Source organism: Mesorhizobium loti R88b, from assembly GCF_013170845.1.
GTDB classification, from domain to species: domain Bacteria; phylum Pseudomonadota; class Alphaproteobacteria; order Rhizobiales; family Rhizobiaceae; genus Mesorhizobium; species Mesorhizobium loti_B.
Genome location: NZ_CP033367.1, coordinates 1,344,537 through 1,370,202, shown reverse-complemented (window position 1 = coordinate 1,370,202; position 25,666 = coordinate 1,344,537). Strand labels below are relative to the sequence as shown.

At 63.7% G+C, this 25,666-nt stretch carries 21 protein-coding genes; 10 read left to right on the top strand and 11 right to left on the bottom strand.

Features of this window, described 5'->3' with window-relative positions:
- Positions 1–138: 138 nt before the first annotated feature.
- Entirely contained in the window at positions 139–1,500 is a 1,362-nt protein-coding gene (locus EB235_RS06640; protein WP_027031746.1) for a pilus assembly protein TadG-related protein, read from the bottom strand.
- Positions 1,501–1,813: 313 nt separating this feature from the next.
- Positions 1,814–2,683, bottom strand: coding sequence for a transglutaminase-like domain-containing protein (locus tag EB235_RS06635; RefSeq protein WP_027031747.1), 870 nt, complete (start codon positions 2,681–2,683; stop codon positions 1,814–1,816).
- 163 nt (positions 2,684–2,846) lie between these two features.
- Here EB235_RS06635 and EB235_RS06630 point away from each other — a divergent pair, with 163 nt between their 5' ends.
- A complete protein-coding gene (locus tag EB235_RS06630) occupies positions 2,847–3,512 on the top strand; it encodes an HAD-IA family hydrolase (RefSeq protein ID WP_027031748.1) in 666 nt (221 codons plus the stop codon).
- Between the two features lie 8 nt (positions 3,513–3,520).
- Here the strand turns inward: EB235_RS06630 and EB235_RS06625 are convergent, their stop codons facing one another.
- A complete protein-coding gene (locus EB235_RS06625; RefSeq protein WP_027031749.1) occupies positions 3,521–3,742 on the bottom strand; it encodes a DUF1674 domain-containing protein in 222 nt (73 codons plus the stop codon).
- Positions 3,743–3,847: 105 nt separating this feature from the next.
- Here EB235_RS06625 and htpX point away from each other — a divergent pair, with 105 nt between their 5' ends.
- From htpX to purH, 4 genes are all read left to right on the top strand, one after another.
- On the top strand, positions 3,848–4,870 hold the full coding sequence (htpX, locus tag EB235_RS06620) for a zinc metalloprotease HtpX (RefSeq protein ID WP_027031750.1): 1,023 nt from the start codon (positions 3,848–3,850) through the stop codon (positions 4,868–4,870).
- Entirely contained in the window at positions 4,867–6,249 is a 1,383-nt protein-coding gene (locus EB235_RS06615) for an RsmB/NOP family class I SAM-dependent RNA methyltransferase (RefSeq protein ID WP_432431164.1), read from the top strand. The genes htpX and EB235_RS06615 overlap by 4 nt, the downstream gene beginning before the upstream one ends.
- Positions 6,250–6,385: 136 nt before the next feature.
- Entirely contained in the window at positions 6,386–8,110 is a 1,725-nt protein-coding gene (locus tag EB235_RS06610; protein WP_027031752.1) for a heparinase II/III family protein, read from the top strand.
- Positions 8,111–8,205: 95 nt separating this feature from the next.
- The gene (gene purH, locus EB235_RS06605) at positions 8,206–9,822 is read left to right on the top strand and encodes a bifunctional phosphoribosylaminoimidazolecarboxamide formyltransferase/IMP cyclohydrolase (RefSeq protein ID WP_027031753.1); all 1,617 of its coding nucleotides are present in this window, start codon (positions 8,206–8,208) and stop codon (positions 9,820–9,822) included.
- Between the two features lie 44 nt (positions 9,823–9,866).
- Here the strand turns inward: purH and EB235_RS06600 are convergent, their stop codons facing one another.
- From EB235_RS06600 to EB235_RS06590, 3 genes are all read right to left on the bottom strand, one after another.
- Complete coding sequence (locus EB235_RS06600) at positions 9,867–11,243, bottom strand: MFS transporter (RefSeq protein WP_027031754.1); 1,377 nt, start codon at positions 11,241–11,243, stop codon at positions 9,867–9,869.
- Between the two features lie 49 nt (positions 11,244–11,292).
- Complete coding sequence (locus tag EB235_RS06595) at positions 11,293–12,030, bottom strand: class I SAM-dependent methyltransferase (protein ID WP_027031755.1); 738 nt, start codon at positions 12,028–12,030, stop codon at positions 11,293–11,295.
- 90 nt (positions 12,031–12,120) lie between these two features.
- Complete coding sequence (locus EB235_RS06590) at positions 12,121–16,911, bottom strand: NAD-glutamate dehydrogenase (RefSeq protein WP_027031756.1); 4,791 nt, start codon at positions 16,909–16,911, stop codon at positions 12,121–12,123.
- A 136-nt stretch (positions 16,912–17,047) separates the two neighbouring features.
- Here EB235_RS06590 and EB235_RS06585 point away from each other — a divergent pair, with 136 nt between their 5' ends.
- Entirely contained in the window at positions 17,048–17,611 is a 564-nt protein-coding gene (locus tag EB235_RS06585) for a peroxidase-related enzyme (protein ID WP_027031757.1), read from the top strand.
- A gap of 4 nt (positions 17,612–17,615) precedes the next feature.
- On the opposite strand, the gene EB235_RS06580 is transcribed toward EB235_RS06585, so the two are convergent.
- Complete coding sequence (locus EB235_RS06580; RefSeq protein ID WP_027031758.1) at positions 17,616–18,230, bottom strand: LysE family translocator; 615 nt, start codon at positions 18,228–18,230, stop codon at positions 17,616–17,618.
- Between the two features lie 397 nt (positions 18,231–18,627).
- Between EB235_RS06580 and EB235_RS06575 the strand changes: the two genes are divergently transcribed.
- Complete coding sequence (locus EB235_RS06575) at positions 18,628–19,254, top strand: DUF1062 domain-containing protein (RefSeq protein ID WP_027031759.1); 627 nt, start codon at positions 18,628–18,630, stop codon at positions 19,252–19,254.
- A gap of 63 nt (positions 19,255–19,317) precedes the next feature.
- Here EB235_RS06575 and typA read toward each other — a convergent pair whose 3' ends face one another.
- Positions 19,318–21,147 (bottom strand): translational GTPase TypA, encoded by a 1,830-nt coding sequence (typA, locus tag EB235_RS06570; RefSeq protein ID WP_027031760.1) that lies wholly within the window; start codon positions 21,145–21,147, stop codon positions 19,318–19,320.
- Positions 21,148–21,343: 196 nt separating this feature from the next.
- Here typA and EB235_RS06565 point away from each other — a divergent pair, with 196 nt between their 5' ends.
- The gene (locus EB235_RS06565) at positions 21,344–21,628 is read left to right on the top strand and encodes a hypothetical protein (protein WP_245268857.1); all 285 of its coding nucleotides are present in this window, start codon (positions 21,344–21,346) and stop codon (positions 21,626–21,628) included.
- 112 nt (positions 21,629–21,740) lie between these two features.
- Here the strand turns inward: EB235_RS06565 and EB235_RS06560 are convergent, their stop codons facing one another.
- On the bottom strand, positions 21,741–23,024 hold the full coding sequence (locus EB235_RS06560) for an MFS transporter (protein ID WP_027031762.1): 1,284 nt from the start codon (positions 23,022–23,024) through the stop codon (positions 21,741–21,743).
- A 72-nt stretch (positions 23,025–23,096) separates the two neighbouring features.
- Here EB235_RS06560 and EB235_RS06555 point away from each other — a divergent pair, with 72 nt between their 5' ends.
- Both EB235_RS06555 and EB235_RS06550 read left to right on the top strand, forming a co-directional pair.
- Entirely contained in the window at positions 23,097–23,714 is a 618-nt protein-coding gene (locus EB235_RS06555) for a TetR/AcrR family transcriptional regulator (protein ID WP_027031763.1), read from the top strand.
- 44 nt (positions 23,715–23,758) lie between these two features.
- Entirely contained in the window at positions 23,759–24,352 is a 594-nt protein-coding gene (locus EB235_RS06550) for a hypothetical protein (protein ID WP_027031764.1), read from the top strand.
- Positions 24,353–24,355: 3 nt separating this feature from the next.
- Here the strand turns inward: EB235_RS06550 and ppa are convergent, their stop codons facing one another.
- Together ppa and EB235_RS06540 are read right to left on the bottom strand one after the other, a co-directional pair.
- On the bottom strand, positions 24,356–24,889 hold the full coding sequence (gene ppa / locus EB235_RS06545; protein WP_027031765.1) for an inorganic diphosphatase: 534 nt from the start codon (positions 24,887–24,889) through the stop codon (positions 24,356–24,358).
- A gap of 200 nt (positions 24,890–25,089) precedes the next feature.
- A complete protein-coding gene (locus tag EB235_RS06540; protein ID WP_027031766.1) occupies positions 25,090–25,596 on the bottom strand; it encodes a GNAT family N-acetyltransferase in 507 nt (168 codons plus the stop codon).
- Positions 25,597–25,666 lie beyond the last annotated feature (70 nt).

Sequence of the window (25,666 nt, the reverse complement as noted above, 5' to 3'; positions counted from 1 at the left end):
AAGCAGTCTTCCCGTTAAGGCGCGAGATGCGCGGCGGGTAACCCCAAGGGGTTGCAGCCACAGGCCGCGCCACGGACGGAAACACGGAAGGCCGCCAGCTTCGAAAGAAGCGGCGGCCTTTTCCTTTTGTGCTAAGTCCTACTTCGTCAACGCAAGGGTTTCGATGTTGCGGGCGATCGTCTGAAAGGCGGCATCCAGTTCGCCGCCGTCGGCGGCTTGGTAGAAGTGCTTGACCGAACCGGTATCGGGGCTGGCGCAACTCTGGAGTGTCGAAGCGGCATTCGGCTCATCGAGTTTGAAGCCGATCGTGAAAATCTCTATGCCTTTGTCACGCATGGCAGCACAGAGTTTTGTCGCCGCCGCGCGGGTCGTTTCCTTGCCGGCATCATTGTAAACCTCGCCAACGCTGGTGGCGTCGAAATAGGACAGGTTGAATTCGCCGTCCGTCATAAGGATCGCGTACTTGCCAACCTTCTTTGGATCGAACTTGGCTGGCCGCTGCGAAGCATTGAGCACGCTGCCCCAGCTTTCCGAGAGCATGTACCATGTCCACTGGACGCCGATATGGCCGCCGGTTCCGCCTGAAGCGACAAGATCCCTGATGACATTCTTGAGCGTGGCGGCATCGGCCGTCAAAGGGACGAGTGCCGCGACCGGGCAAGCGGCGGTGCGTGTGTTCGTGGCAAAGCCCGACAACAGAAAGTCACGATTGACCATGCTGGAGTCAGGACCCGCGTCAGAATACTGATCGGCCCCCTTGCGTTCGGTGGCGCAATTGTCAGGGCGCGGCGAAGCCGAAGCGAGCTGCGCGCTTGCATTGCCGGGCGCCTGCTTGCGCTGGCTGGCGTTGGCTTCGACGTAAACGCTGCTGACCGCAAGCTGACCCGCATTGACCGAATTGGCATAGGGCACGATGGAAACACGAACCCGTGGCTTGTTTGGATCCTGGCTGCCCAGGAAACTGTCCACCGCATTGGCCGCGGCGGTCTTCAGGTCCTTGATTTTCTGACCGGCCATCGAGCCGGTGACATCGAGCATCATCGCGACCTCGATGGTCTTGTCCGAATAAAGCGAAGTCGTCGAAGCGGTGACGCGCCTCGTATCGCCGCTACCGAAAATCGGGAAGAACAGGGGGACATCGACATGGGCGTCCACCTGCACCGTCTTGGCGATCTTGTCGACGACCAGCTGGTCAAGAACGATCTGGCCGGGCTGCAGAATTCCGGCGGTGTCATTGGCGTCAAGGAAAGCCTTCACCGACTTGTTGGCATCGGCTTCCTTGATGACACCAGTCGTCAAGTCCCGCGCAGTTGACGTGACAGCGGCGTCGACCACGCCCTGCAGGCTCGATCTGGCGTTGTAGAGCTGCGCGATGTTGACCGAGAACCCGGCGGTTAGCGCCAAGACCGAGGCAGCAAGGCTGAACAGGATTGCGAAATTTCCACCGCTGTGTCTGGCGAACCCGCCGACCGCGTGAACAAGACCCCCGTAATTCCGCATCCAACAGCCTCCGCATGCCTCGGCCTCGTCGCCGCAATGAAGGCAATGCAGGATTCCAGCCGGACGACGCGCGCAACGCGCCAGAACCGGCTCATAGTTCTCAACCCGTTGTTTTTACTGGATTTCGCTCTTTACAAAGGTGAATGACCGGTAAACGGGGAAACGCGGCTTCGGCCGTGTTTACGAACCGCTTACCATGCTCGAATCCTGGCAATCGCGGAACGCTCGGCGACGTCCTGTTGCGGCACAGGCCTGCTGTGCCGAAGCGGACCAACTGTCCCGCGATTGCGGGGACGCTAAACGGTGCGAAGGACTACGCCAGCATCTGCGCGCTGGCCGTCCTGTCGATGCCGTGATGGGGCGGATTGAACAGATTGCCTTCCTGTTCATAGGTCCAGACCTTGAACAGGCTGAGCCGATGCGGGCCAAAGCTGTGCAGCAGTGGCACGTCGGTGGCGTCGCGACCGCGCGCGATGACGACGCGGCCGGTCCTGGGCTGGTTATGGCGTGGATCGAACGTGTACCACTTGCCGTCGAGGAAGACCTCCATCCAGGCCGAGAAATCCATCGGCGCCGGATCGGCCGGCACGCCGATGTCGCCGAGATAGCCGTTCACATAACGCGCCGGAATGTTCATGCAGCGGCAGAGCGTGATCGCCAGATGGGCGAAGTCACGGCACACACCAACCCGTTCCTCATGCGCTTGCGCGGCCGTACGGGTCGAGCGCGCGTAGCCATAGCCGAAAGACAGCCGGTTATGGACATAGTCGACGACCGCCTGCACCCGCGCCCATCCCGCGGGAACTTGACCGAACAATTGCCAAGCCATCCCGCTGAGATGATCGGTCTCGCAATAGCGGCTGCCCAGGAGATAGATCAGGGCTTCGTCGGGCAACTCCGCCACCGGTACTTCCCTGGCGAGCGTATTGACCTCATCCGTCTCGCCACCGTCTTCGACGACGGCATCATAAAGGATACGAAAGCCGCCGGCGGGAGCGGTAAAACGGCGGCAGGCGTTGCCGTGCACATCCTGGTAGAGCTTCGTCGGCACCGAGGGCGATGTCAGAACGCGCGTTTGCCGCTTGATATCGGCCTGCCTGTCCTTGTGGATCTCGAGCAGCGAAATCACAGGAGTGGCTTCGGTGCATTCAATGGCGATTTCGTAGCCGAGCCGGATCAGCATTGCAGGTCCCCTTCGATCGTCAGGAAAACAGTTTTGGTCAAACGTCGCAGGTTTGCAGTGGTTCCCTGGACCGTCGAAAAGACGCGGCCGCGCCTTCCCATTAAAGCGCCTGGACGTTACGGTTGGGCGCTCCCTCGACACCTTCCCTATTTCAAGGAAAATCATGTTTGCTGGCAGAAAGTTTGCCGCCTTCCTCTTCGACATGGACGGCACCGTCATCAATTCCATCGCCTCGGCCGAGCGGGTCTGGAGCGATTGGGCGCGCCGCCATGGCCTCGACGTCGCCGCCTTCCTGCCGACCATCCATGGCGTGCGCGCGATCGAGACGGTCGGCCGCCTTGGCCTCCCAGGCGTCGACCCGGCGCACGAAGCCGACGTGCTGCTGAAGGCAGAGGCCGCCGATCTGGATGGCATTCTCCCGATTACTGGTGCCGTGGCGTTTCTCAAGGCGCTGCCGCCGGAACGCTGGGCGATCGTCACCTCGGCGCCGCGCTCGCTGGCGCTTGCACGCATGAAGGTTGCCGGCATTCCCGTCCCCGCAGTGCTCGTTGCCGCGGAAGATGTTTCGCGCGGCAAGCCGGCGCCGGACTGCTTCCAGCTTGGTGCAAAACAGCTGGGCGTCGACGCGCGCGACTGCCTGGTGTTCGAGGATGCTCTGGCCGGCATCGCGGCGGCCGAGGCGGCGCAAGCTTCGGTCATGGTGATCAACGCCACGCACCAGCATCCAATCGCGACGCCGCATCCCGCGATTGCGGGTTACGACAATGTTGGCATCACCGTGGATGAGCGCGGCTGGCTTGCACTGGAGCCTCGGCGCAATGCCGCCTAGATCAATCCCTAAAAATCGCTGGTAAGGCCTTTGACTTCCCAGTCGCCATAGCGGCCGGGCTCCTTGCCGCCACGGCCGCCGATCTCCTTCGGCAGCGTGGCTTCTTTCTCGCGGTATGCGGTGCGCCGTGCCTCGGCCTCGGCCAGCGCGCGACGGGCGGCAGGTGTCAGCTCTTTTGGCAACGCGTCGTCATCCGAGCCGGCGGGCGTTTTACTGGTTTCATCGGTCATGCGATATTCCCCGCAGATTGAAACAGGGGCAGGCGTTTCCCATCATATAGCCATGAACCCAGGACGATCGACCCCTTTTCACAGCTATCTGGACAGGAGCAGACGATGAACACCATTCGCACCGCCATGCTTCTGGCCGCCATGACGGCACTGTTCATGGGCGTCGGCTTCCTGATCGGCGGCTCGGGCGGCATGATGATCGCTCTGGTGATCGCCGCCGGCACCAATCTGTTCAGCTACTGGAATGCCGACAAGATGGTGCTGTCGATGAACCATGCCGTCGAGGTCGACGAGAAGAACGCGCCGGAATATTACGCCATCGTCCAGGCATTGGCCAAGCAGGCCGGCCTGCCGATGCCCAGGACCTATCTGATCGACAATCCGCAGCCGAACGCCTTTGCCACCGGCCGCAACCCGCAGAATGCGGCGGTCGCCGCCTCCACCGGCCTGTTGCAGCGACTGACCCATGAAGAGGTCGCGGCGGTGATGGCGCACGAGCTCGCCCATGTCCAGCATCGCGACACGCTGACCATGACCATCGTCGCCACCTTTGCCGGCGCCATCTCGATGCTGGGCAATTTCGCCTTTTTCCTCGGCGGCAACCGCAACAACAACAGCCCGTTCGGCTTTGTCGGCGTGCTGGCGGCGATGATCGTGGCGCCCTTTGCCGCCATGATCGTGCAGATGGCGGTCAGCCGCACCCGCGAATACGAGGCCGACCGGCGCGGCGCCGAAATCTGTGGACACCCGCTGTGGCTGGCGTCCGCCCTTGACAAGATCGCCCGTGGAGCAGAACGCATCCCCAACCCTGATGCCGAGCGCAATCCGGCGATGGCGCATCTCTTCATCATCAATCCCCTGCACGGCGAGCGTATGGACAGCCTGTTCTCCACCCACCCGAGCACCGACAACCGCATCGCCGCGCTTCAGGCGATGGCACGTGACATGGAGGACGGGACCATCAAGACCGCTCCGCGCCAAGCACCCGCGCAGCGGCAGGCCGAGGAACAACAGCAGTCCGGCCCGTGGGGCCAGGCTCCGCAGCCTGAACAGTCGGCGGAACCGGCCAAGCCCAAGCCCAATCCGTGGGGTCGCAACCCGACCGGGCCCAAGGGCCGGTGGTCGTGAGCGTGGGAGATCCTCGACGCACAGGCTCAGGCGATCAGGACCACAAGGACGGCGGCGAATTCGTTGCCGGTCTCGCAGCCCGTAAGGCAGCGGCACGCCTGCTTGCCGCCGTCATCGACGCCAGGACGCCTTTGGACGGACTGACCGACCACGAGAACGGCCACCCCCAATACAAGGCGCTCGATCTGCGCGACCGTGGCCTGGTGCGCGCCATCCTGGTCACCGCACTACGCTTCCGCATGACCATCACGGGGCTGCTGGCGCGCAGGCTGGAAAAGCCGCTACCGCCCAATGCCACCGCTTTGTCCCACATACTGCATGTGGCGGCAGCGCAAATCCTGTTCCTCGACATTCCCGACAGCGCCGCTGTCGACCTGGCGGTCACCCACGCAAAGTCCGATCCGCGCACGCAGCGCTTCTCCGGCCTCGTCAACGGCGTGCTGCGCACGCTCGCGCGCGCCAAGGAAACCGAGCTGCCTGCGGCCCTTGCCGCCACCGACGAAGCGCCAAAATGGTTTTCCGATCGGCTGAAGAACACCTACGGCGCCGATAAGGCGAAGCTAATTCTCGAAGCCCATCGCGTTGAGGCGCCAGTCGACTTCTCGGTCAAGGCCGATCCCGAACTCTGGGCCGAAAAACTCGGCGGCATCGTGCTGCCGACCGGCACGGTGCGCGTGGAAAATCTTGCCGGCGCCGTCACCGAACTGCCCGGCTTCGCGGAGGGTGCCTGGTGGGTCCAGGATGCGGCGGCCAGCCTGCCGACACGGCTGCTCGGCGATGTCAGGGGATTGCGTGTTGCCGACCTCTGCGCCGCACCCGGCGGCAAGACCGCCCAGTTGATCCTTGCCGGCGCCAGGGTCACCGCCGTCGACACCTCGAAGAACCGGCTGGCACGGCTGACACAGAATCTCGACCGCCTTGGCCTCTCCGCCGACATCGCCCAGGCCGACCTCCTAAAATACGAGCCGGAAGAACTGTTCGACGCCGTGCTGCTTGATGCGCCGTGCTCGTCCACCGGCACGGTACGCCGGCATCCCGACGTGCCATGGACCAAGACGGCGGCCGATGTCGAAAAGCTCGCCGACCTGCAAAGGCGGCTGCTTGCCCGTGCGGTCACGCTGGTCAAACCCGGCGGACGGATCGTCTTTTCCAATTGTTCGCTCGACCCGCTCGAAGGCGAGGATCTCTACAGCGCTTTCCTCAAAGGGACGCCTGATATGGTTGACGATCCGCTGCGGCAAGGCGAGATCGCCGGCATCGATTCGTTCCTTACGAAACAAGGCACACTGCGCACCACGCCCGCCGATCTCGACCTCGGTGAGCCGGCGCGTTCGGGCCTGGACGGCTTCTTCGCCGCACGTATGCGTCGAGCCGGATAAGGGCTCAACTCACAGGATTTGCTGACTTTTTTAGGGAGGGTGTGGGGCGCCTAGCCCCTCCCCAGGAATTCGCCTTCGCACGACTCGTTCAATCATGTAAACTCGGCGCCGGGGTAGAGGACGTTCAGGAGGGGTTTTGGCACTTGCTGCCGGCAACACGACGCGTCTGTGGACGCTCGTCGCGAAGGAGTTCTGGCGCAAGACGCGCCGGCGCCTCCGTGCCGGGCCTGTCTATCGCTGGCGCTATTCCGGCCGCACGCCCGAACGCGTCCTGATCGCGCCGCCGGACCTGCGCCTCGCCGACCCGCAGATCGCGCTTGAGATTTATTACGGCCGCTATCCCCTGTCCGGGCATCTGGTCGAAACCGGCGGCAAATCTCCATTCCAGATCAATGTGCCCAATCATGGCTGGCAAAAGACGCTGCATGGCTTTCGCTGGCTGCGCCACATGCGCGCCGCCGGCACCGAGCTTGCCGCCGCCAACGCCCGCGCGCTGGTATCCGACTGGATCGCCATGCACGGCAACAACATTGCCGGCGTCGCCTGGGAGCCAGGCACGACGGCAAAGCGCATCATCACCTGGCTCCAGCACTCCTCCGTCGTGCTGCAGGGGGCCGAGTTCCCCTTCTACCGCGCCTTCCTGAAATCGCTGGCTGTCCAGATCCGCTACCTCAGGTCGATGGCGCGCGAAATGCCCGACGGCAAGGACCGGCTGCGCGCCCGCATCGCGCTGGCCTTCGCCGCCCTATCCCTGCCGGCACCAGCCTCGGCTCTGCGCGGCGCCACCCGCAACCTCGCCGATGAACTCAACCGCCAGATCCTCGCCGATGGCGGCCATATCTCGCGCAATCCGATGGCGGTTCTGGAAATCCTCGCCGACCTGTTGCCGCTGCGGCAGACCTATGCCAACCAGGCAGAAACCCCGCCGCAGGCGCTGATCGGCGCCATCGACCGCATGCTGCCGGCGCTGCGCTTCTTCCGCCACCAGGACGGCAGCCTCGCCCGCTTCAACGGCATGGGCGCCACCATCCATGACCGCATCGCCACCATCTTGCGCCATGACGACACCGCCGGGGCGCCGCTGCTGCACGCGCCGCATTCGGGCTATGAGCGGCTGTCGATGGGTGGCACGACCGTCATCGCCGACACCGGCCTGCCGCCGCCGGTCGACGTGTCAAACGCAGCGCATGCCGGCTGCCTCGCCTTCGAACTGTCGTCCGGTCGCCAGCACTACATCGTCAATGCCGGCATCGACACCTATGGCGCCGCCGAGTTCCGGCCGCTGGCGCGCGCCACCGCCGCGCACTCGACCGCCACCATCAACGACACCTCCTCGGCTCGCTTCAGCCATTCGATACGGGTCAACGACCTGCTCGGCTCGCCGTTGATCGGCGGCCCGCAGCACGTGCAGTGCAAACGCATCGACCAGAAGGGCGTTCACGGTTTCGTCGCCCGCCATGACGGCTATGTCCCGCGCTTCGGCTTCCTGCACGAGCGCGAGCTGAAGCTTTCCTCCAATGGCAACGTGCTGGCGGGCAGGGACCGGTTCCAGCGGCCCGGCAATGCCGCGATCCGCAACAATGGCCGTGACTTCGTCACCGTGCGCTTCCATGTCCATCCCGACATCAACCTGCTGCAGGACGAGCACGATCGTCTGGTCCTGGCCGCCGATCAGGCCGATACCTGGGTATTCACCTGCGCGGAAGTCGTGCCTGAGGTCGAGGAATCGATCTATTTCGCCGGCCTTGGCGGCCCGCGCCGTAGCCGGCAGATCGTGCTTGCCTTCAAGGCCTCGGAAGTGACCGAAGTCCACTGGCAGCTGACCCGCACCAGCATCGCCGGTTATCCCGAAAACAACTGAGCGCGCCAGCCAGGCAGGCTTCCGGTTTGATTTCCCGATGTCTTGTGCTACGGCGCGGGGCATCCATCACACCAGCCGTGAAAGGCCGCCAGCCCATGGCCGTCGCCGCCAAGAACATTCCCGCACCGGACCTCGTTCCTGTCCGCCGTGCCTTGCTCTCCGTTTTCGACAAGACCGGCCTCATCGACTTCGCCACGGCCTTGGCCGCGGCCGGTGTCGAACTGGTCTCGACCGGAGGCACCGCCAAGGCGATCGCCGAGGCCGGCCTGGCGGTGCGCGACGTCTCCGAGCTCACCGGTTTTCCCGAGATCATGGACGGCCGCGTCAAGACGCTGCACCCCTCGGTGCATGGCGCGCTGCTTGGCGTGCGCGACGACCCCGAGCACGCGGCGGCGATGCGCAAACACCACATCGAACCGATCGATCTTCTCGTCTCCAATCTCTATCCGTTCGAGGAAGTCCGTCGCTCCGGCGCCGACTATGCCGCGATCGTCGAGAACATCGACATTGGCGGCCCGGCAATGATCCGCGCCTCGGCCAAGAACCACGCCTATGTCGCCATCGTCACCGACCCAGGCGATTATGCCTCGGTGCTGAACGCACTGGAGATGAACATCGGCTCGCTGTCGCTGGATTTCCGCAAGAAGCTGGCGGCCAAGGCCTTTGCCCGCACCGCCAGCTATGACGCGGCGATTTCCGGCTGGTTCGCCGAAGCGCTGGAGATCGAGCATCCGACCTGGCGCGCCTTTGGCGGCAGGCTGGCCGAGGTGATGCGCTACGGCGAGAACCCGCACCAGAGCGCGGGTTTCTACGTCAATGGCGACAAGCGGCCGGGCGTCGCCACGGCACGGCAGTTGCAGGGCAAGCAGCTCTCCTACAACAACATCAACGACACCGACGCCGCCTTCGAACTGGCCGGCGAGTTCGATCCCGACCACTCTGCGACGGTGGCGATCATCAAGCACGCCAACCCTTGCGGCGTCGCTGAAGGCACCTCGCTGAAGGAAGCCTATGCCAAGGCGCTCGCCTGCGACCCGGTCTCCGCCTTTGGTGGCATCGTTGCTGTGAATCGCACCCTCGACGCCGAGGCGGCGGAGGAAATCGTGAAAACCTTCACCGAGGTGATCATCGCGCCCGATGCGACAGATGAGGCTGCCGCAATCGTCGCGGCAAAGAAGAACCTACGCCTGCTGGTCACCGGCGGCCTGCCGGACCCGCGTTCGGCCGGCACGACGGTCAAATCCGTCGCCGGCGGCCTGCTCGTCCAGGGCCGCGACAATGCCGTGATCGATGACCTCGAACTGAAGGTGGTGACCAAACGCGCACCGACGCCGGCCGAGATGGCCGATCTCAAATTTGCCTTCCGCATCGCCAAGCACGTCAAGTCGAATGCCATTGTCTATGCCAAGGATGGCGCCACTGTCGGCATCGGCGCCGGCCAGATGAGCCGGGTCGATTCGTCCCGCATCGCCGCCCGCAAGGCGCTCGACGCGGCGGAGGCTGCAGGCATGACCGAGCCGCTGACCAAGGGCTCGGTGGTCGCCTCCGACGCCTTCTTTCCCTTTGCCGATGGTCTGCTGACCGCAGTCGCAGCCGGAGCCACCGCCGTCATCCAGCCGGGTGGTTCGATGAATGACAAGGATGTCATCGCCGCCGCCGATGAACATGGCATCGCCATGGTGTTTACGGGCGTGAGGCACTTCAGGCACTAAGCGCCCTCTTCCTTCTCCCCTTGCGTGAGGAGGAAGAGACGCTCCTAGTCCGCCGGCCGATCCGCCGGATACGGCGTCCTGACCAGGATCGCCATGCCGATGGCCAGGAACAGGATGATGACAGCCATGCCGAGCCGCGCCGAGCCGCTGAGCGCGGTAATCGTCGCCACCAGGAATGGCGCCAGGAAGCTGGTCGCACGCCCGGCCAGCGCGTAGATGCCGAAATAGCGGCCGGATTCCGCGGCCGTGACACTGCGCGCCATGTAGGAGCGCGACGATGCCTGCACCGGCCCGAAAGCCAGGCCGATCAGCAAGCCGTACATAATGTAGGCCTTCTCGGCCGCCGTGCCGAACAGCCCGCCTGAATCGGTGGTCGAAAGCTGGATCAGGCCGAGCAGCGTGAAGCCTGGGCCGGTCGAGACGACGCCGACGGTGGCGACCGACAGCAAGACCAGCGCAATCATCACCACCGCCTTCGAGCCAAGCGCGGTGTCGAGCCGGGCCGCGATCCAGCAGCCGAAGATGGCGACGACGTTGAGGATGATGCCGAACATGCCGATCTCGGTGATCGACCAGTGGAACATGCCCGCCGCGAACGTGCCGCCCAGCGCCAGCAGGGCGTTGACGCCGTCCTGATAGATCATGCGGGCAACGAGGAAGCGGAAGATGCCGCCGCGCCTGCGCACCTCGGCCAGCGTCGATTTCAGTTCCGACAGGCCTTCGCGCACCGCCGGCCCGATCGGGATGCCCTTGATGGCATCCGGCGTGAAGAAGAACATCGGCAGGATGAACAGGAAGTACCAGCCGGCCGACAGCGGCCCAGTGGCGCGCGCATCCTCGCCGAGCTTCGGGTCGAGCCCGAACAGCGGGTTGATGCCGATGATCGTCTTGCCGGTCTCGGGCGAGCCAGCCAGGCACGTAACGACGAAGATCAGCGCAATCATGCCGCCGAGATAGCCGAGGCCCCAGGCCATGTTGGAGATGCGGCCGATCTCGCTCTTCGGCACCAGCCGCGGCATCATGGAATCGTTGAACACGGTGGAGAATTCGGCGGCCACCGAGGCCAGCGAGAACAGCGCCACGATCAGGAACAGGTTCGAGCCTGGCGCTGCAAACCAGAGCAAGGTGAGGCTGCAGATCTTGATCGCGGCGAAAAAACCGATCCACGGCTTGCGCGGCCCGGTCTGGTCGGCGATCGAACCAAGGATCGGCGACAATATCGCGATGACCAGCCCGGCGGCGGCGATGCCGTAACCCCAGACAGCCTGGCCGGTGACTGGATCACTCGCCATGCGCGAGACGAAATAGGGGCCGAAGATGAAGGTGGTGACGACGGTGAAGAACGGCTGCGCCGCCCAGTCGAAGAACATCCATCCCCAGATGCCGCGCCCGGATGCACGCTGCACTGTCTCTACCGCCATGATGATTCCCCCGGCCGCGCCCGCATCGGGCGCCATGTCTGCATTTTTTTCATGACCGCGCAAATGCGGCCGGCTTGCTGCCCGCAACCGCTGTCGAGCAGCCGAAGAAGAAGCGTTTGAATTCGACGTGCAGCCCTTCCGCCCGCAGCATTTCGGCAAAGGCGGAGGCGTCGCCGAAATTGGTCGAGTAGGTGCCGATCCTCGCGAAATCCTGCGCGCCCCTGAGCAGCGTTCTTTCGATCAGTGGCAGCATGACCTTCAAGTGGAAGAGATAAAGCGGTCTCAACCACCACCCTTTCGGGTCGGACGCTTCGATCATGCAAAAAACGCCGCCAGGCTTGAGGCAGTGCGCGACCAGCTTGGCGAGTTTGGCATGCTGCGCGCCATTGAAGGTCTTCAGTCCGAACGTGGAAATGATGAAATCGGCGCTTTCTTTCGGCAGGTCGCTGGCCAGAACGTCGTCCTCGATGAAGGCGATCTCGTGGGCACGGTGCGCGTGCAGGCGTTCCATGGCGCGCTGATGCATTCCCGACGAGATGTCGACGGCCGTTATCGAACCAATACCGGGAAAGCGTTTGAGCAAATGCGGCCAGACCTCGCCGGTGCCGGCCATCAGATCGTAGCCCTTCGGCTCCGAAGCAGGCGGCTCGGGCATCAGCTCGACGCATTGCCGGCGCCAGCGCTCGGTAAAGCCGAATGAACATATCCAGCTGAAGGTGATGTACTGGTCGGAACAACGATCGAAGACACCTTTGACGAACACCGGGTCGTAGATGTCTTCGCTCATCGTTGGTTCATCATCTCAAGCCAAGCGGCCACAAGGAACACCCAGCTGACCTGTCGCCCGACGCTCGCCCGATGACCTCTGGTCAAACCGCTACATCCCTGTCAGATCGCTCATCAAACCGGACGCCACCGACAGCCGCGACACGGTGATGTCGCCGCCTTCAGTCAGCGCCTGCAGCCGCTCGCGGATGCGCGCCACCCGCTCGCCACCGGCCTCGAGCCAGGCCGCCACCGGGTCCGCCGTCTTGGCATGGCCGGTGAGTGCCGCCACCGCAATGCCACGCCGCGCCGCACCGATCGTGTCGGTGGCCCGCGACAAAGCGAGCTGATCATAATAGTCCGACGGCGTGATCGAGCGTGCCGCATCCTCGACGCGCGGAATACGGAAGGCATCGCTGACCGCAAAGAACGCCTTGGCAGCGGCGACGATGTCGGCATTTGCCAACCGCGCGGTCAGCGCGATGTCGGGGATCAGTTCCGCTACCTCGCTCAGCGCCAGCTGCTCGGCGAGCTTTTCCGGAGCGCCGGCCTTGAAGAGCCCGTGCCGCTTCTCCTCGATGCGCTCCCGCGAAAACGCCGGCAGCAGCGAAACCAGCTTGGGCTCCAGCGCCTTGCGCGCGTCCTGCAGTTCGGCGATGCGCTCGCTTAGGGGTGCCGTACCGGCATCGTTCTTCAGGTACCAGCCGCTGGTCACGAAGATCAGCCGGCTGACCATCTGGTAGAGATCGAGCTGCACCTGGCCGTCGATCTGGTTGTCGAGCGCGTCGATCTCGCGATAGAGCGCCGGCAAGGCAAAGCCGTCACGCACCACGGCGAAGGTGCGCACCACGTCGGCGGCGGTGCGCCCCGTGGCTTCCTGCAGCCGGTTGACGAAGGACGGTCCGCCGCGATTGACCAAATCGTTGGCGACGACGCGGGCGATGATCTCGCGGCGCAGCCGGTGGCCGTGGATCTCGGTAGCGTATTTCTTCGCCATCCGGTCGGGGAAATAGCCCATCAGGTCGCGGTCGAAATGCGCATCGTCAGGCACGTCGCTGGCGACGATGTCGGAGAACAGCACGATCTTGGCATAGGCGAGCAACACGCCGAGCTCGGCCCGGGTCAGCGGTTCGCCGCGCGCCTCGCGTTCGGCAAGGGCCGCCGGCGACGGCAGCGTCTCGACCACGCGATCGAGCAGGCCGCGCGCTTCCAGCGCCGTCATGAAACGGCTCTGATGCGCGATGTCGGCGAGGCCGCGCTTGCGGGCGATCGAAAGCGCCAGCGTCTGCTGGTAGTTGTTGGACAGCACCAGGCCGCCAACCTCGTCGGTCATCTCGGCCAGCAGCTTGTTGCGTGCCGGCCTGGTCAACGAGCCCTTGCGCATGGCCGACGCCAGCGCGATCTTGATGTTGACCTCGACGTCGGAACAATTGACGCCGCCCGAATTGTCGATGGCGTCGGAATTGCAACGCCCACCATTCAGGCCGAACTCGATGCGCGCGCGCTGCGTGACGCCGAGATTGGCGCCCTCGCCGATCACCTTGGCGCGCACGTCGAGCGCGGTGATGCGGATGGCGTCGTTGGCACGGTCGCCGACCTCGGCGTTGGTTTCGGTCGATGCCCTGAGATACGTGCCGATGCCGCCGAACCACAGGAGGTCGACCGGCGCCTTGAGGATGGCGGTCATGATCTCGACCGGCGTGGCGGTCGTCTTCGCCAGGCCAATCGCAGCCGCTGCGGCAGCCGGCAAGGTGATCGACTTCTGGCTGCGCGAGACGATGACGCCGCCTTCCGACAGCTTGGTCTTGTCGTAATCCTGCCAGCTCGAACGCGGCAGAGCGAACATGCGCTCGCGCTCGGCCATCGAGGCCGCCATATCCGGATCGGGATCGATGAAGATGTCGCGATGGTCGAAGGCGGCGATCAGCCTGGTCTTCGGCGACAACAGCATGCCATTGCCGAACACGTCGCCGGACATGTCGCCGACACCGACGACGGTGAAGGGCGAGGTCTGGATGTCGCGGTTGATCTCGCGGAAATGCCGCTTGACCGCTTCCCAGGCGCCCTTGGCGGTGATGCCCATCTTCTTGTGGTCGTAGCCGGCCGAGCCACCGCTGGCGAAGGCATCGTCGAGCCAGAAGCCATGCTTCTCCGAGATGGCGTTGGCGGTGTCGGAGAAGGTCGCCGTGCCCTTGTCGGCGGCAACGACGAAATAGGGATCATCAGGGTCGCGCCTGATGACGCCGGCTGGCGGAATGACACCGTCCAGCCCGATATTGTCGGTGATCGACAACAGGCTGGAGACGAAATTCTTGTAGGCCGAGGTGCCGGCCTCGAATATCGCGTCACGGCTACCACCTGCCGGCAGGCGCTTGGGGAAGAAGCCGCCCTTGGCGCCGACTGGCACGATGACGGCGTTCTTGACCTGCTGCGCCTTGACCAGGCCGAGCACCTCGGTGCGGTAGTCCTGGGCGCGGTCCGACCAGCGCAAGCCGCCCCGCGCCACCGGGCCGAAACGCAGATGCAGCCCCTCGACCTCGGAACCGTAGACATAGATCTCGCGCCATGGCCGTGGCGCCGGCAGTCCTTCGACCGCATGCGAGTCCAGCTTGATCGCCAGCGACTGGCCCTTGGCTTTCGTATCGGCAACGAAATGATTGGTGCGCAGCGAGGCTTCGATCAGATTGAGATAGCGGCGGATGATGGTGTCGTCATCGATGTTGGGCACATCTTCGAGCGCATCCTTGATCTTGGCCTTGAGGTGCTTTGCCGCCACCACGCCTTCGCCCTCGGCCGTCGGGCCAAGCCTTGCGATGAACAGCGCGTGCAGGCCGCGCGCGATGTCGGGATAGCGGTTGAGCGCGGCTGCGATGAAATCCTGGCTTTGCGGGATGCCGACCTGCTGCAGATATCGGCCATAGGCGCGCAGGATGGTGATCTCGCCGGACCAAAGGCCGGCGGTCTGGGCCAGGCCGTTATAACCGTCATTGTCGACGTCGCCGCGCCAGACCGACAGGAACGCGTCTTCGAACAGCGCGCCGCCATCGGCGAGGTCGATCGGCTTGCCGTAGCTGTTCTCCAGTTCCATGTCGTGGATGAAGACCAGGCCGGACTGCTCGTCGCCGACCTCGAAGGTGCGCTCGCTGATGACGCGGAAGCCGATGTTTTCCAGCACCGGCACCCGCCGCGACAGCGCCACCGGGCTGCCATGGTGATAGATTTTCAGCGCCGCCTGATGCGGCTTCTGCTCGGCATGGCGATAATAGTCGATGGCGATCGGATTGCTGGCGCTGATTTTTGCAATGCGCCCGGCGTCGTTCAGCGCCACCGCCGCGCTGAACGAATCCCGGTAGCTTTCAGGCAGCCGCGCGGCGATGGCCGTCAACGCCTGGTCGCCGCCATCGGCGTCCGCCGCGTCGGAAAGGGCATCCTCCCAGGTGCGCACGATGTCGCGGATCGCCGCCTCGATCGTCGCCTGCTCGATCTTCGGCGTCTTGCCGCCGGAGCGGCCGATGATGAAATGCACACGCGCCAGCCCGCCCTCGGGGAAGGCCGGGTAGTAGGCCGACAGCCGGCCCTCGAACACGGTTTTCAGATAGGCGCCGATCTTCTCGCGCACGACGCTGTCGTAGCGGTCGCGCGGCACGAAGACGAGGATCGAGACGAAACGGTCGAACTGGTCGGCGCGCACCAGCGCCCGCACGCGTGGGCGTTCGACCAGGCCGAGAATGGCCGCGGCATGTTTCCTCAGGATCGGCACCGGCACCTGGAACAATTCGTCGCGCGGATAGCTCTCCAGCACGTTGATCAGCGCCTTGCCGGAATGATCGTGCCGGTCGAAGCCGGACTTGGCGATGATGGTTTCGGCCTTGGACCGGAGATACGGGATTTTCATCACCGAGCGCGTGTAGGCGGTCGAGGTGAACAGGCCGACGATGCGCAGTTCGCCGGCAAGCGTGCCCTTGGGAGTGTAGGTCTTGACGCCGATGTAATCGAGATAGATGCGGCGATGCACGGAAGACTTGGCATTGGCCTTGGTGACGATCAGCGGTTCCGGCCCATGCAGGAAGGCGCGGATCTCGGGCGTCGTCGTCACCGCTTCGGTGCCGCGCCGCAGCACCAGCACGTCGGGATCGCCGAGGATGCCAAGGCCCGGCTTGTCGGCGCGCTCCAGATTGCCGCTTTCCTCGCCGCCGGTGTATTTAAACTCGCGCATGCCGAGGAAGGTAAAATTGTCGTCGCGCAGCCATTCCAGGAAGGCGATCGCCTCGGCCACGCTCTTCTTGTCGAGCGGCACCGCCGAATAGCGGAATTCCGAGATCGCCTGATCAAGCCTGGCCAGCATCGGCCGCCAGTCGTTGACGGCGGCGTGAACCTGGCCGAGCATCTTGCGCAGCCGCTCGGTCAAACCGTTCGCCGCCTCCGCCGTCAGCCGCGGGATATGCACGTGGATGACGCTCAGCCGGTCGTGATTGCCGTCGTCCTTGGCGAAATTGCCGTCGCCTAGGATTTCCTCGACGCCGCCTTTGCCGTGGCGCACGGTGATGACCGGGTGGGTGACCAGCGTCGGCTCACCTGATGTCTCGGTGATCTCGCCGAGGATGGAATCGAACAGGAACGGCATGTTGTCGTTGACGACGGTGATGACCGTCACCGGCCGGCCCTCGCGGGTGACGCCCGAATCGGCATCGACGGCAACGACGCACTCGCCCTTCTTGTGGCCGGTGACCGCTTGGCCGGCGAGATCGGCGGCGCGTTCGAGGGCGGCCGCGTCATAGGTGGCGATGTCTTCCGCGGGCGCGCGGGCGAGCAGATAGTCGGCAAGCCTGGCTGGCCTTTCCTCCGTCTTTGTCGCGGATGTGGCTTTTTTCTTCGGCTTAGCTGCGGATTTCACGCTGGCCATGACGCTATTCCCTCCCGTCGAATGCTTTTACGACTATCGTAGCAGATGACCGCTGTTTGGCGACAAAGGTTTGACGGCTTGCCAAGAATTATCGGAATTCGGCGGCAAGGCAGTGCCCAAAGAGGAGAAATGACCCATGACCGGCAAAATTTCAGCGCTTGACCTGGCCTCGGGAGAGCTAAGCGACGCGACGAAAACCTATTTCGCCAAATGCGAGGAGAAGCTCGGGCTCGTTCCCAACGTGCTCAAGGCCTACGCCTTCGACGACAAGAAGCTGCGCGCCTTCACCGATATGTACAATGATCTGATGCTGGGGGTATCAGGCCTGTCGAAGCTGGAGCGCGAGATGATCGCGGTCGTCGTCTCCTCCATCAACCATTGCTACTATTGCCTGACCGCGCATGGCGCGGCGGTGCGCCAACTGTCCGGCGACCCGGCGCTCGGCGAAATGATGGTGATGAATTTCCGCGCCGCCGCGCTGTCACAGAGGCAAACAGCGATGCTCGAATTCGCCGTCAAGCTGACTGAGGAGCCGGCTAAGATCGTCGAGGCTGACCGGGACGGCCTGCGTCAGGCCGGCTTCAGCGACCGTGACATCTGGGACATCGCCTCGACCGCCGCCTTCTTCAACATGTCGAACCGGGTGGCGGCGGCAATCGACATGCGGCCAAACGATGAATACCACGTCATGGCGCGGTGAGGTTTTAGGATCGCGCCGCAATCGCCGCGGCAGCGCCGGCCATCGTCGTGGCGCTGATCCGGTTGGCGATCTTCATGGCGCGTTTGCTCTTCAGCAGCTTGCGCGCCTGCGAGGCGGCGAGCACCCAGGCGAGATCGATGGCGATTAAAACCACCGCCATGGTCGCCGTCAGCTCGACCCAGCCAACAATGCTGACCGAAGCAAGGTCGATGATGGTCGGCAGCAGCGCCAGGTAGAACATCATGATCTTGGGATTGCCGAGCGTCACGGCCATGCCGGCGAAGAACAGCTTCGCCGGCGAATCCTCGCGCGGCATCTCGCCTTCTTTCGCGTCGACAGGCGCCGTCCACATCTTCCAGGCGAGGTAAGCGAGATAGATAACGCCGACCCATTTCACGACAACAAAAGCGAAATGAAAGGTCTGCGCCACCACGGCCAGCCCGAACACCGCCAGCGACAGCCAGATGCCCTCGCCGATCCACATGGCCAGCAGGAACGGAAACACGTCGCGAAAGCCTTTCGCGATGACACGCGCGACGAGTGCGGCGATCGACGGGCCGGGCGAGCCAGCCGCGACGAACAGGGCAGCGGCGAAAATCAGCAGCGAGGCGAGATGCATGGCGAGGATCTCTGTCTGACAATTTTTGAGGCCTGACACTAGCGCAAGCGGTTGAGCTGCGGTAGCGCCGACAAAAAAAGACGCTTGTCGGTTCGACATCTCGCGGCTAGAAGACCCGCCGCGAAACAATTTCGAGCTTCACTTTGCCCCAGTAACCACCGGTCTCGTCAACTCCCCCGACACCTGATGGCGCTGCATTCGTGGTGCCTGTTTCATGTTCATGTGTTCTTCTGGGCGGCGGTTCGAGACCGGTTTGGCACTACTGAACCGTTGTCGCGCGTTTTCCGCCAGCGACACCTGACTTCGCCATCTCCGCAGCCTACCGCCACGCCGCGCCCGCATGGGCATCTCGACATTGCCGGCCTGATGAACTTCCCGACGGGAAGGGCTTACCAGCATGTCTTCTACCCTGCGCATCCACTGGGCGATCGCGCCTGAAATCGCACCTCAACCGCTGATCAACTGCAATCGCTGCGGCACTGTGAAGGCTTATCGCTGCAGCGGAAAATTTCGCGTCAACGCCAACGGCAAGCGCATCGACGTCTGGCTGATCTATCGCTGCGTCGATTGCGACAATTCCTGGAATTTCGGCATTTTCGAACGCTGCAACCGCCGCGACATCGAACCGGCGCTGCTGCAGGCGCTCGAAAGCAATGACCCGGGGCTGGCGCGGCGCCATGCCTTCGATGTCATCGCCCTGCGTAATCGGGTGGGGCGTCTCGAGGAGTTTCCCGATGTCGTCGTGCACAAGCGGGTGCTCGGCGGCACCAGGGAAAGTGCTGCGGCTCTGGAACTCCAGCTTGGGCTGGAAATGCCGACATCGCTCCGGCTCGACCGCTTGCTAGCCAGTGAACTCGGCATTTCGCGCTCGCGGCTTCAGGTGCTGGAGGAACGGCGCCTGCTGGTGGTCGATCCGGACGGCGCCAAGGCATTGCGCAAGCCGGCCCGCGCGGGAATGACGGTCCGCGTCGATCTGGCCGGCGAGCCGGACCACGAAGCCATCATCCGCTCGGCCGGCGGGTAAACGAGAGAGGGGCGAAGCATCAGCTGCTCCGCCCCTCTCAGACACAATCAGAGGTGAGAAAAATTACGCCGCGCCGACCACCTTGGCCGACTTCTCGAAACGCTTGCGCTCGTTCGGGTCGAGATAGAGCTTGCGCAGGCGGATGGTCTTCGGCGTCACCTCGACCAGCTCGTCGTCCTGGATCCAGGCCAGCGCGCGCTCCAGCGTCATGCGGATCGGCGGCGTCAGCTTGACCGCCTCATCCTTGCCGGCAGCGCGGATGTTGGTCAGCTTCTTGCCCTTCAGCACGTTCACTTCGAGGTCGTTGTCGCGGGAATGGATGCCGATGATCATGCCCTGATAGACCTTGACGCCCGGATCGATGACCATCGGGCCACGGTCTTCCAGGTTCCACATGGCGTAGGCCACCGCTTCGCCCTGCTCGTTGGAGATCAGCACGCCATTGGTACGGCCGGGCAGTTCGCCCTTGTAGGGCTCGTAGGCGTGGAACAGCCGGTTCATCACGGCGGTGCCGCGCGTGTCGGTCAGAAGTTCCGACTGGTAGCCGATCAGGCCGCGCGTCGGCGCATGGAAGACGATGCGCTGGCGGTTGCCGCCGGATGGGCGCAGTTCGACCATTTCGGCCTTGCGCTCCGACATCTTCTGCACGACGACGCCGGCATGCTCCTCGTCGACGTCGATGACGACTTCCTCGACCGGCTCCAGCAATTCGCCGTTCTCGCCCTTCTGCATGACGACGCGCGGACGCGAGACGGCGATTTCAAACCCTTCGCGGCGCATCGTCTCGATCAGCACCGCCAGCTGCAATTCGCCGCGACCGGAGACGAAGAAGGAATCCTTGTCGGGCGATTCCTCGATCTTCAGCGCGACATTGCCTTCGGCCTCGCGCAGCAGGCGGTCACGGATAACGCGGCTGGTCACCTTGTCGCCTTCGGTGCCGGCAAGCGGGCTGTCGTTGACGAGGAAGGACATGGTCACGGTCGGCGGATCGATCGGCTGCGCATGCAGCGCCTCGGTCACCGCCATGTCGCAGAACGTGTCGGCGACGGTGCCCTTGGACAGGCCGGCTATAGCGACAATATCACCCGCCTGGGCTTCCTCGATCGGCTGGCGCTCGAGGCCACGGAAGGCAAGGATCTTGGAAATGCGGCCGGTTTCGATCTGGGTGCCGTCATGGTGCAGCACCTTGACCGCCTGGTTGGACTTCAGCGTGCCGCTCTCGATGCGGCCGGTGATGATGCGGCCGAGGAAGGGGTTGGCTTCCAGGATGGTGCCGATCATGCGGAACGGGCCGGGATGAACCGTCGGCTCCGGCACGTGCTTGATGACAAGGTCGAACAGAGGCGCCAGTTGCTGGTCCTTCGGGCCTTCAGGATTTTCCGAAACCCAGCCATCGCGGCCTGAGCCGTAAAGGATTGGGAAGTCGAGCTGCTCGTCGGTGGCGTCGAGCGCTGCAAACAGATCGAACACCTCGTTGACGACCTCGACATGGCGGGCGTCCGGACGGTCGATCTTGTTGATGACGACGATCGGCTTCAGGCCGACCTTGAGCGCCTTGCCGACGACGAATTTGGTCTGCGGCATCGGGCCCTCGGCCGCGTCGACCAGCACGATGGCCGAATCCACCATCGACAGGATGCGCTCGACCTCGCCCCCGAAATCGGCGTGGCCGGGCGTGTCGACGATGTTGATGCGCGTATCCTTCCAGTCGACCGAGGTCGCCTTGGCCAGGATGGTGATGCCGCGTTCCTTTTCGAGGTCGTTGGAATCCATGGCGCGTTCGGCGACGCGCTGATTGTCGCGGAAGGAGCCGGATTGCCGGAGCAATTGGTCGACGAGGGTGGTTTTTCCATGGTCGACGTGCGCGATGATCGCGATATTACGGATTTTCATGTTCTGGTCTCGGAAGCGTTGCAGGCAGCAGGCCAAAGGCGCTGCCTCTTTCGGTTGCGCGGCTCATACAGGGTTTTTCGCAGTTGCGAAAGGGGACGCGCGACACCAAATACTCATCAAATCTTAAGCATCTGCGTGTGAGATGATTTTGTTAACCAAGGCGGGAACCATTCAGGTCCCGGGCAGTTCGACCATCATGACCGATAGACTCAACCGATTTTGGCCCCTCATTGCGTCCGCCGCATTTGCCGTCCTGCTGGCGGTCAACGCCGCCCAGTCGGCTGCCGCGACACAGAAGGGCGCGCGTGCTGTTGCCCAGTCCGACACCCAGACCGCCGAGCAGGCCTTTGCCGATGCGCCTGATGGCGTTGACCCGATGGTGACGGGACCGGTCAGCACCGCCTTCAAGCAGAGGCAAGTCAGTGCCAACTGCGACAGCGCGGTGTGGCCGAACATTCCGATGGTCTGCTACCCGGATTGACTGGCGTCAGCCCCGTTTGCCGTTTGACGGCAGCAATCGTAGATGCTCCCTGAAACGGAAAGGCGACCTGACTGCCGTCAGATCGCCTTCGATCGTAATTTCAGCCAACCCGCTATGCGGCCTGCGGCTCCGGATCGAACGCCGGCCGGCTGGTATTGATTAGCAGCGAGATACAGGCAGCGGCGATCGCCGTCATGCCTGCGATCAGGAAGGCCAGCTCGTAATTGCCCTGCAGCTCGCGCATGGTGCCGCCGAAGGCAGCCGCGGTGGCCGCACCCACCTGATGACCTGCAACGATCCAGCCGAACACGATCGGTCCGCTGCGGTCGCCGAATGCCTCGTTGGCGAGCCGCAGCGTCGGCGGCACGGTGGCGATCCAGTCGAGGCCGTAGAGCACCGCGAAGATGATCAGGCTGGTCGCCGAGAAGCCGGAATAGGGCAGGTAGATCAGCGACAGGCCGCGGATGGCATAGTAGACGCCGAGCAGCTTGCGTGGGTCGAAACGGTCGGTGAGCCAGCCCGACAGCGTCGTGCCTATCAGGTCGAAAATACCCATCATCGACAACAGACCGGCGGCCTGCACCTCGCCGATGCCCATGTCGCCACAGAAGGCGATCAGATGCGTGCCGACCAGGCCGTTGGTGGTGAAGCCGCAGACGAAAAAGGTGGCGAACAGATACCAAAACACCCTTGTGCCGGCGGCGCGGCGCAACGTGTTGAGCGTATGTGCCAGGAAATTGCCTTGCGATGCCGGCGATGTCGGCGGCACGTCATCGGCATCGGCCCCATAGCGCACCATGCCGATCGAGCCCGGCCGCTCCGGCACCAGCAGCCAGACGAACGGTATCATGGCCGCCGTGGCGACTGCGACCGCAATGGCAACCGGCTGCCAGCCGCCCGATTGCGCCAAGGCGGCGATGAGCGGCAGGAACACCAGCATGCCCGAGGCACTGGAGGCCGACATCAATCCCATGACAAGACCGCGATTGGTCTTGAACCAGCGGTTGACGATGGTGGCGCCGAGCACGCTGGCAACGGCACCCGAACCAATGCCCGAGAAGACGCCCCAGGTGATGAACAGATGCCAGGGCTTGGTCATCAGCAGGCTGAGCGCCGTCGAGCCCGACATGATCACCAGCGAGGCAAGCAGCGTGCGGCGCAGCCCGATCCTTTCCATCAGCGCGGCGGCGAATGGACCGGTCAGGCCATAGAGCAGGATGCCGACGCCGGCGGCCAGCGAGATGACGTCGCGCCGCCAGCCGAAGCTGTTTTCAAGCGGCAGCATCATGACCGAGGGGGCGGAGCGAAGCCCGGCCGCGACCAGCAGGCAAAGAAAGATGACACCGACCACCACGAAAGCGTAGCGCTGGCCAAAGGGGCGGGATTGAGCTATCATGTTACTGACCGGTACGTTGCAGGGTGAGAACATCTACACGTACCGATCGGTACACGTCAATCGAGTTACACCATGCCAACGGACAAAAATATTGAACTGACCATCAGCGATGATCATGCATCGGCGCCGCCCAAGGCCGCCAAGAAAATCCTCGATGTCGCCTATGACCTGTTCTACCGGCGCGGCATCAGGGCGATAGGCGTCGACGAGATCGTCAAGCGCGCCGGCGTCACCAAGCCCAGCCTCTACCGCAGCTTTCCCTCCAAGGACGAATTGGCCGCTTCCTACCTCCGGCAATACGATCTTGAATACTGGGAGCGTTTCGACGAGGCGGTGGCGGCGCATCCCGGCGACCCGCGCGCACAGATCAAGGCCTTCCTCACCCGCATCGGCAAGCGCACGCAAGTGGCCGAGTACCGCGGCTGCGGTATGACCAATGCGGCGGTCGAATATCCCGAACACAGCCATCCGGCGCGCGTGGTCAGCGAGGCCAACAAGCAGGAATTGCGCCGTCGGCTAAGCGCCATGGCGGCTGCTATGGGCGCTGACGACGCCGACACGCTTGGCGACGGGCTCCTGCTCCTGATCGAGGGCGCCTATATCAGCGGCCAGCTGTTCGGCCTTGGCGGCCCGGCCCAGTCTGTGGCGACGAACGCCGATCTGCTGATCGAAGCAAGCTTGAAGAAATAGCGATTGGCGGTACGCTGCTCCGGCCCGAACCGGAGGTGTCCGCCATGCGCAGCCTGCTGATCCCGCTCACCCTCGCCGTTCTCTGCCAGGCAGCCCATGCCGGCGACATATCAAGCGCCTATACCGATCTCGACTCGAAGAAGGACTGCGTGACCTTCGCGCAGGCCGGAGAAAGCGACGGCGACTGGGCCGATCTCGCCTGCTCCGGCTATCGCGGCTATCCCGTGCTGATCGCCTATGACGACGACCGTGAGTCGCTGTTCTACGGGTTTCCGCCCGGCGACGACATGATGTCAGCGTGGGAGAGTTTTTCCGCCTTCAACTCATCCGGTGGCAAGATCGAATGGCGCATCGAAACGACCGGCGACAAGGCCGTGCCCTTCGCGGTCATCCACCGCCGCACGGTCAGCAATCCCGAGGACGAGAAAAAATCGACGGACGTGCTGCTCGTCGCCAAGGTCAGCCAGATGGATGCCCGCGAAGGCTGCACGGTTGGCCTCGTGCTGGCCACCGGCAATCCGCAAGCCAACGACCAAGCGCGCAAACTCGCCGACGAGAAGGCGCGCACCTTCGCCTGCGGCAAGGACCGGCACACCGTCATCGGCAATGTGCCGCCCTTTGGGCGGGTCGATAACTGAGCGCTACTTAGCCGCCTTCGCCCGCGCGATCGCGTCGACGATCATCTTCTTGGCGTATTTTGAATCGTGCCAGCCTTCGATCTTGACCCACTTGCCGGGCTCGAGATCCTTGTAGTGCTCGAAGAAGTGCTGCACCTGCTGGCGCGTGATGTCGGGCAGCTGCGTGTATTCGGTGACGTTCTCGTAGCGCAGTGTCAGCTTCGGCGACGGCACGGCGATGACCTTTTCGTCCTGGCCAGCATTGTCTTCCATCACCAGTACGCCGATCGGCCGGACATTGATGACGCAGCCCGGCACCAGCGCGCGCGTGTTGCAGACCAGCACGTCGATCGGATCGCCATCGCCCGACAGCGTGTGCGGCACGAAGCCGTAATTGCCGGGGTAGCGCATCGAGGTGTGCAGGAAGCGGTCGACAAACAGCGTGCCGGCTTCCTTGTCCATCTCGTACTTGATCGGCTCGCCGCCGATCGGCACTTCGATGATGACGTTGATGTCCTCAGGCGGATTCTTTCCGATGGCTATGGCTTCAATGCGCATGGCTTTGTCCCTCTCTCGATTGAGACGAGATAGCGGGCGGCGCACAATGGCGCAATGCGGCGAATGGTGTTCACGCCCGTCAGGTGAGACGCGATGGCATCAGACGCGTTCAATCATCAGCACAAGATGTTTCAGCGTCGTGATTTCACCGGGATACGCACGGCGTATCGGCCTTGGCCTCCGCAACCACCGCTCGACGGTCATTCCCAGACGAAAGCAACCTTCTTCAGCGCCTTCTGCTCGAAGATCTCGACGCCTTCCGCCACATCACGGCCGCCGGCACCGGCGTAGAAGGCCAGCGCGTTCTGGTTGTCTTCCAGCGCCCACACCACCATGCCTTTCAGGCCGTGGTCGGCAAGACGCGCTTTGGCTGCCGAAAACAGCCGCCGGCCGAGACCGATGCCCTGATATTCCGGGCGCAGGTACAATTCGTAGATCTCGCCTTGCTGCTTGAGCTCCCGGGCCCGGTTCTTGCCGATCGTCGCATAGCCGGCGATCGTGCCGCCGATCTCCACCACCAGAACGGTGGCGGCGCGGCGAATCGCATTCGCCCACCAGTCGGCGCCGCGGCGGTTGATCATCGATGTCAGCGTACGGTGCGGAATGATGCCGGAATAAGCGCCGCGCCACGCTTCCAGGTGCACTTCGGCGATGGCCTCAGCGTCGCGCGGGTCGGCTTTGCGGATGTCGATCGTCAGCGTATTCATGATTTGTTAACCATAAACCCGCATCGGCCGATTGCAAGAGTCCGGGCGGCTCGCCGGCTGCTTTCTCACA